The organism is Ilumatobacter sp., assembly GCF_049588435.1.
GTDB lineage: Bacteria > Actinomycetota > Acidimicrobiia > Acidimicrobiales > Ilumatobacteraceae > Ilumatobacter_A.
This window is the reverse complement of record NZ_JBAVYV010000327.1, coordinates 1-5,598: the sequence shown is the minus strand read 5'-3', so window position 1 is coordinate 5,598 and position 5,598 is coordinate 1. Positions and strand designations below refer to the sequence as shown.

At 67.2% G+C, this 5,598-nt stretch carries 6 protein-coding genes; 4 read left to right on the top strand and 2 right to left on the bottom strand.

Going from position 1 to position 5,598, the window contains the following annotated elements; all coding sequences use genetic code 11:
- A partial coding sequence (locus WBV89_RS12685) for a TolB family protein (protein ID WP_423981717.1) occupies window positions 1–1,851 on the top strand: 1,851 nt, incomplete at its 5' end.
- A gap of 23 nt (window positions 1,852–1,874) precedes the next feature.
- On the opposite strand, the gene WBV89_RS12680 is transcribed toward WBV89_RS12685, so the two are convergent.
- On the bottom strand, window positions 1,875–3,119 hold the full coding sequence (locus WBV89_RS12680; protein WP_423981716.1) for a hypothetical protein: 1,245 nt from the start codon (window positions 3,117–3,119) through the stop codon (window positions 1,875–1,877).
- A 50-nt stretch (window positions 3,120–3,169) separates the two neighbouring features.
- Between WBV89_RS12680 and WBV89_RS12675 the strand changes: the two genes are divergently transcribed.
- On the top strand, window positions 3,170–3,790 hold the full coding sequence (locus WBV89_RS12675) for an ATP-dependent Clp protease proteolytic subunit (RefSeq protein WP_423981715.1): 621 nt from the start codon (window positions 3,170–3,172) through the stop codon (window positions 3,788–3,790).
- Here the strand turns inward: WBV89_RS12675 and WBV89_RS12670 are convergent, their stop codons facing one another.
- The gene (locus WBV89_RS12670; protein WP_423981714.1) at window positions 3,791–4,213 is read right to left on the bottom strand and encodes a hypothetical protein; all 423 of its coding nucleotides are present in this window, start codon (window positions 4,211–4,213) and stop codon (window positions 3,791–3,793) included.
- Between the two features lie 189 nt (window positions 4,214–4,402).
- Here WBV89_RS12670 and WBV89_RS12665 point away from each other — a divergent pair, with 189 nt between their 5' ends.
- Together WBV89_RS12665 and WBV89_RS12660 are read left to right on the top strand one after the other, a co-directional pair.
- Window positions 4,403–4,828 carry a VOC family protein gene (locus WBV89_RS12665; protein WP_423981713.1) on the top strand — a complete coding sequence of 142 codons (426 nt, stop codon included), beginning with the start codon at window positions 4,403–4,405 and terminating at the stop codon, window positions 4,826–4,828.
- Window positions 4,828–5,451: a dihydrofolate reductase family protein gene (locus WBV89_RS12660; RefSeq protein ID WP_423981712.1), complete on the top strand. Its 624-nt coding sequence runs from the start codon at window positions 4,828–4,830 to the stop codon at window positions 5,449–5,451. Before WBV89_RS12665 ends, WBV89_RS12660 begins: the two co-directional genes overlap by 1 nt.
- Window positions 5,452–5,598: the final 147 nt, after the last annotated feature.

Here is a 5,598-nt window from a genome sequence, read left to right as displayed (position 1 = left end):
GTGCCGGCCGATCAGGCGTGGCGACTCCTCACCGCCAACCGATGCGGGGCCGATGCTCCGGCCGCGTTCGAGGTCGCAACGGGGCTGCAACCCGGCCCACTCGGGCGCCCGGCATTGTCGTCGAATGGCGACGTGATCGTGGTCAGCAACGGTGTCGCCGTGCTCCGGTTCGATCGCTCGGTGTTCGGCTATGCCCCGGGCACGCTCACCCCGCCGTCGCAGGACCCCACCGCGCGATTCGGCCCGGTGGTCGACGTGTCCGACGACGGTTCGGTCGTGGTGTACGCGGCAGGTCCTGATCCATCCGATCCACGGGGCCTGTCGGTGTACCGCTCTGGCCCGACCGGTGACGCGTCGACCGTCGTGAGCGCGTCGGCGTTCCGTCCCAGCGTGTCGGCCGACGGCTCGATCGTGGCCTTCGCGCTGGTGAGAACGTCGTCGACGGCCGTGGCGATTCGCGAGGACGGTTCGGCGGCGGTCGTGCTCGACGTCGGCACGCAGCCACAGATCAGTGCCGATGGCAATCACGTCGTCTACGAGAGCGGCAACGCTGTACGGATCACGTCGCGGACAGGCAACGGCCGAGCAGCATTCTCTGAGACGGCGACGGTCGCACTGAAGGGACCGGTCGCGCCCACCGCCACCGGACCGGCGATCGATGGACTGGGTGCGACGGTCGCGACCGACACGACGATCCCCGCCGACATCGAGATCTCGGCGCTCCCGGCCGACGCCTCGTTCGATCACGAGAGCTACGACGTCGTTCGGGCCTCCTCGGGCGCAGCGACGACCGCTCAACTCACGTTTGCGAACAAGGGACCGGCCAGTGTCGGCGTGGAGTCGCTCATCGCCTCGGCACCGTTGACGATCACGGCAGACGGGTGCGGCCCAGTGATCCGCCCGGGAGCGAGCTGCACCGTCGACGTTGCCTTCGCCGGTGAGGCGAGCGCGGCGGCGGTCGGCACGGTCACGCTGACACCGATCGGAATCTTTCCCGTGCCCTTCACGGCAACGGTCCGCATCGTCGAGCCCAACCCGCCGGTGACGGTTCCACGGCCGACGGTCCCGACGGGCACCGGCGGGAGCTCGTCGTCGGGATCTGGGAGCAGCAGCTCGAACTCGTCGTCCTCCTCCTCTTCCTCCTCGTCGTCGTCCTCGTCCTCGTCGTCGTTCCCCACGTCCGCAACCTCGACCTCGATCGTCGACTCCTCGGACGGTGTCACCTTCGTTCCCGCGGCGGTGACGTTCATCCCGACCGGTTCCGATGGCGGTCCGATCACCGAGATCCTCGAACTCGTCAACTCGGGTACCTCCTCCGCACAGGTGCTCGGAATTCGCCGTGAGCCCGTCGGCGCCACCGCCTTCCAGATCGTGTCGACCACCTGCACCGGCACCCAACTTCTCCCGAACGGGCGCTGCCGAGTGACGGTCGAGTTCACGCCGGGCGGTGACGGCCCGGAGACCGCACAGCTGATCGCGACGTTCGGTGACGGTGGGGAACTGACCGCAGCACTCGACGGTGAGGGCGTCCCCACGCCGGTGCTCACGGTCTCGCCCGATGCTGCGACCACCAGCCAGGTCGTCACGATCGGCGGAAGCGACTTTCCGCCCGGCCTGGCGATCGAAGTGGACTGGGCGAGGGCCGTCCACGAGGTGGTCGTGGACGAGGATGGCACCTTCGCCCTTCCGGTGGTCGTTCCGGCGACAGCACGGACCGGGAGGATGACCGCATCGGTCGCTGCCCCGAATGGGGAGGGCGATGACGTCACCGCCACGATGCTGGTGACGTCGGCCACCAGCAGGAATCGTTCAGGCGTTCTCGAGGGGTTGGGTCCGGACGTCACCCGCTGACGGGCCCGTTCCGCTCGTCGAGATCAGAGGTCGTCCACGAACCCGATGATCGTGGCGGCGGCCTCGCAGTCGGAGGTGCCGGGGCCCGGCGCTTCACACGTGAGACGGAGGGCGATCGTGCTCTCGCTCTCCACGCGGAAGGGTGCGACGAGGTGGAAGTCGAGATCGCGGAAATTCGCGAGCTCCTGATCGAGGAGTACCTGATCATCGCGGAGCAACTCGAGGCGGCCGACCGCGCCGGTCGGATTCTGGAAGATCACGTCGCTGATGGACAGCACCCGACCGTTTCCGTTCTTGTCGAAGTCGTACGCCTCCGACGAGGTCGTCGCCGTGGAGGCGGTCGCGGTCATGCGGAGATCGGTCGGCTGGCCGAGCGGCAGGCGTGACGCCTCCTCGGCAGCTTCCTCGATTGCGTCGACCCGCTCGTCGAGGAGCGCCTGCTGCTCGAGGTCCAACTCGGCGGCTTCGTCGCGCGCGATGTTCTCGACCGCGGGTCGCATGAGCGTGTACCAGGCGAGCGTGGCGATCAGGAGGGCACCCAGCATGCCGGCGGCCGCAGGAGCCGCCCAGGCGGGGATCCGCGGGCGCTGCTCGTAGAGGCCATCGAGTTCGACGGTGACGTTCTCGCCGACGACCTCGGTCACGGTCACCTCGCTCGCGGTCACCTCGCTCGCGGTCACCTCGGTCACGATCACTTCGGTCACGGTCACCGAGAACGGGTGCTCGATCGACGGACCGTTCCAGAATCGGGACCCGGGAATGATTCGCAGGGCGACGTTCGTCGACATTCCACCGTCCACGTTGACGGTCGGTGCAGCAACCTCCGAGACGACGTCGGTCTCACCGGCGATCGCGATGGCGAGCGTGATCGGCGCGTTGCCGTGGTTCTCGATGGCGACCTTGTGACGGCCGCGGGTCGAACCTGCCGAATGCACGGGGAGCAGGCGGGCAGTCCACCCGGTGATGATGCCGACCTCGACGAAGGCGGTCGCCGTGGTGCTCGTACCCTCGCCGACGACATCGACGACACACGCATGAGGTCCTGCGGCCAGCGTCGCGTACGTCTGGACGATCACCGGGACCTCGAAGTGCTCTCCGGGTTCGAGTTGGACCGACTCCGTCGCCAACCCCATCATCTCTCCGAGCTCTCCCGATGCACTCAAGCTGACCACACGGCTCTCGGCGGCGTTGTTCTGCAGATGGAGGGAGAGCGTCGAAGGTTCACCGGGAGTGGCCGCGAGCTGCTCGGGTTGAAATGAAGCGGTCACCGACATAGCGCGGAACCGTAGTCCGAAACGGCGACCGATAGCATGCCCCCATGCCCGCGACGACATCTGACACACGGTCCGACGCCCAAACCACGCCCTTCAGCCTCGAGGGTGGATTCGACCCCCGTTCGGCGGTGTTCGACCGCCTCTTGAAGAACCGTGTCGTGATGCTCGGGTCCGATGTGAACGACGAGATCGCCAACCAGATCTGCGCACAACTGCTGTACCTCGAGGGTGAAGACCCCAACGCCGACATCTGGCTCTACGTGAACAGCCCGGGTGGGTCGGTCACCGCCGGAATGGCGATCTACGACACGATGCAGTTCGTCGGATGTGACGTGGCCACGGTGTGTCTCGGCCTCGCTGCGTCGATGGGGCAGTTCCTGCTGACGGCCGGCGCCGCCGGAAAGCGCTACGTGCTTCCGAACGCCCGCGTCATGATGCACCAGCCGCTCGCAGGGCTCCGCGGACAGGCGTCCGACATTCAGATCCAGGCCGAGCAGCTGCGGTACACCAAGAAGCGGATGGCCGAACTGATCGCATTCCACTCCGGCAAGGAGCTCGAGCAGATCCAGGCCGACTCCGAGCGAGACCGCTGGTTCACCGCCGAGGAGGCAGTCGAGTACGGGCTGTGCGACTCGGTGAAGACTCGCCGCGGCGAGATCCTCTGATCAACCGTTCTGGGCGACGATGGTGGCCACTGGGCCGATGTCGAGCGCGCAGTTCTCGATCAACCACCCTTTGACCGCTGCGGCGGACTTCTCCGACTGATACGCCTGCGCGGTCATCGCCTGGACCGACTCTTCGTCGTCGGGAACCACCGTGTCGGCCGTCTCGTAGTTGAGGATCAGCTGGTCCCATTCGGCTTCGATCGCGATCGGCGCGTACTTGCCGATGTTCCGGTACAGGTCGAGCAGCGGGCCGATCTCGTCGGCGGTGCCGATCTCGGGCGTGAACAGCTCCGAGCTGTTGGCCTCGATCTCGCCGCAGAACCGTTCGGCATCGGTGGTCGATTGGCCGCCGCAGGCAGCGACCGCGGCGACGAGAGCGACTGGAAGAGCTGACACTGCGAGGTGTCGGGGACGCATCCGCACCGGACGATCATGCCAGCTGCTTCACGAGTTCGGACGTCGCGGCGAACGTCGCGCCACGCCGCGATCGCTGGCCGGCGGTGCGATCCGCTGAACCTCGATCTGGAGAAATTCCGTCGGAAACCGATGAGTTCGCGGTTGTTGCTCCGTCTCAACAATCGAAACCCACTTCAACCCCATCCAGGAGGAACCATGTCCATGCACCCGTATCTCTTCTTCACGAGCACGACCCGCGCCGCGATGACCCGCTACCACGAGATCCTGGGCGGTCAGCTCGAGATCCTCGGGATCGACGACATGCCTCGGAACGACGCCGAGGAGATGCCGTTCGAGGTGCCGGACGGCTTCGTCATCCACGCTGCGCTGACGTTCGGCGACGGTGACGTGCTCCTGGCCTCCGACGATCCCACCGGCGACGGTCTCGGCGTCAAGGGCATGGCCATCAACATCACGCTCGACGACCAGGACGAGGCGCGCCGTCTCTTCGATGCATTCGCCGACGGTGGTGAGGTCCAGATGCCGATGGGCGAGACCTTCTGGTCGCCGCTGTTCGGTACGTGCGTCGACCGGTTCGGGGTGACGTGGATGGTCAACGTCGAAGCTGCCGAGGCGAACTGATGCGCCTCATCGTCTCGGAGTTCATCAGCCTCGACGGCGTCGTTCAGGCACCAGGCGGGGCCGAGGAGGACACCGATGGCGGCTTTTCCCACGGCGGATGGTCGATGCCGTGGTTCGACCCGGAGATCATGGGTGGAGCGATCGACGCCGTGATGGCCGATACCGAGGCGCTGCTGTTCGGGCGGCGCACGTGGCAGACCATGGCCGCGGCATGGCCGGACCGGGCCGGGAGCGATCCGTTCGCCGACCGCATGAACGCCCTCACCAAGTACGTGGTCTCGTCCACGCTGGGTGCCGGTGACCTGACCTGGGAGAACTCGCACCTGGTGCCCGCCGGTGATCCGTTGCAGGCGGTCGCGGGACTCAAGGCCGAGCCGGGCGGAACGATGTCGGTGATGGGCTCGTCACAGCTCGTCGGGGCGCTCCTGGGCGCCGGGCTGGTCGACGAGCTCCTGTTGATGATCGAGCCCGTGATGCTCGGTGGCGGCAAGACCGTCTTTCCTCAAGACCAGGAGATGCGCGCGCTGGAACTCGTCTCTGTGCAGCCGACCGACGGCGGGGTCCTCGTGTGCGCGTACCGTCCGGGCGTCGTCCCGCCCATGCCTGACTTCGGCGAGGCATGACGTGCCTCGATTCATCGCCACCACGTCGTCCGACGTCGCGGTGGTCTGCGCCGCGGCGGACGGCTGAGCGCGAGGCCGTCGCCATGGCATCCCCGGATCTCCGCGCGGTCGACGAGCTGTGCCGCCTCGCACGGGCCGCCCAGCGGC

Coding starts and splice junctions, on each gene's coding strand:
- WBV89_RS12665 (WP_423981713.1), top strand. CDS start 4,403: ATGTCCATGCACCCGTATCTCTTCTTCACGAGCACGACCCGCGCCGCG.
- WBV89_RS12660 (WP_423981712.1), top strand. CDS start 4,828: ATGCGCCTCATCGTCTCGGAGTTCATCAGCCTCGACGGCGTCGTTCAG.
- WBV89_RS12675 (WP_423981715.1), top strand. CDS start 3,170: ATGCCCGCGACGACATCTGACACACGGTCCGACGCCCAAACCACGCCC.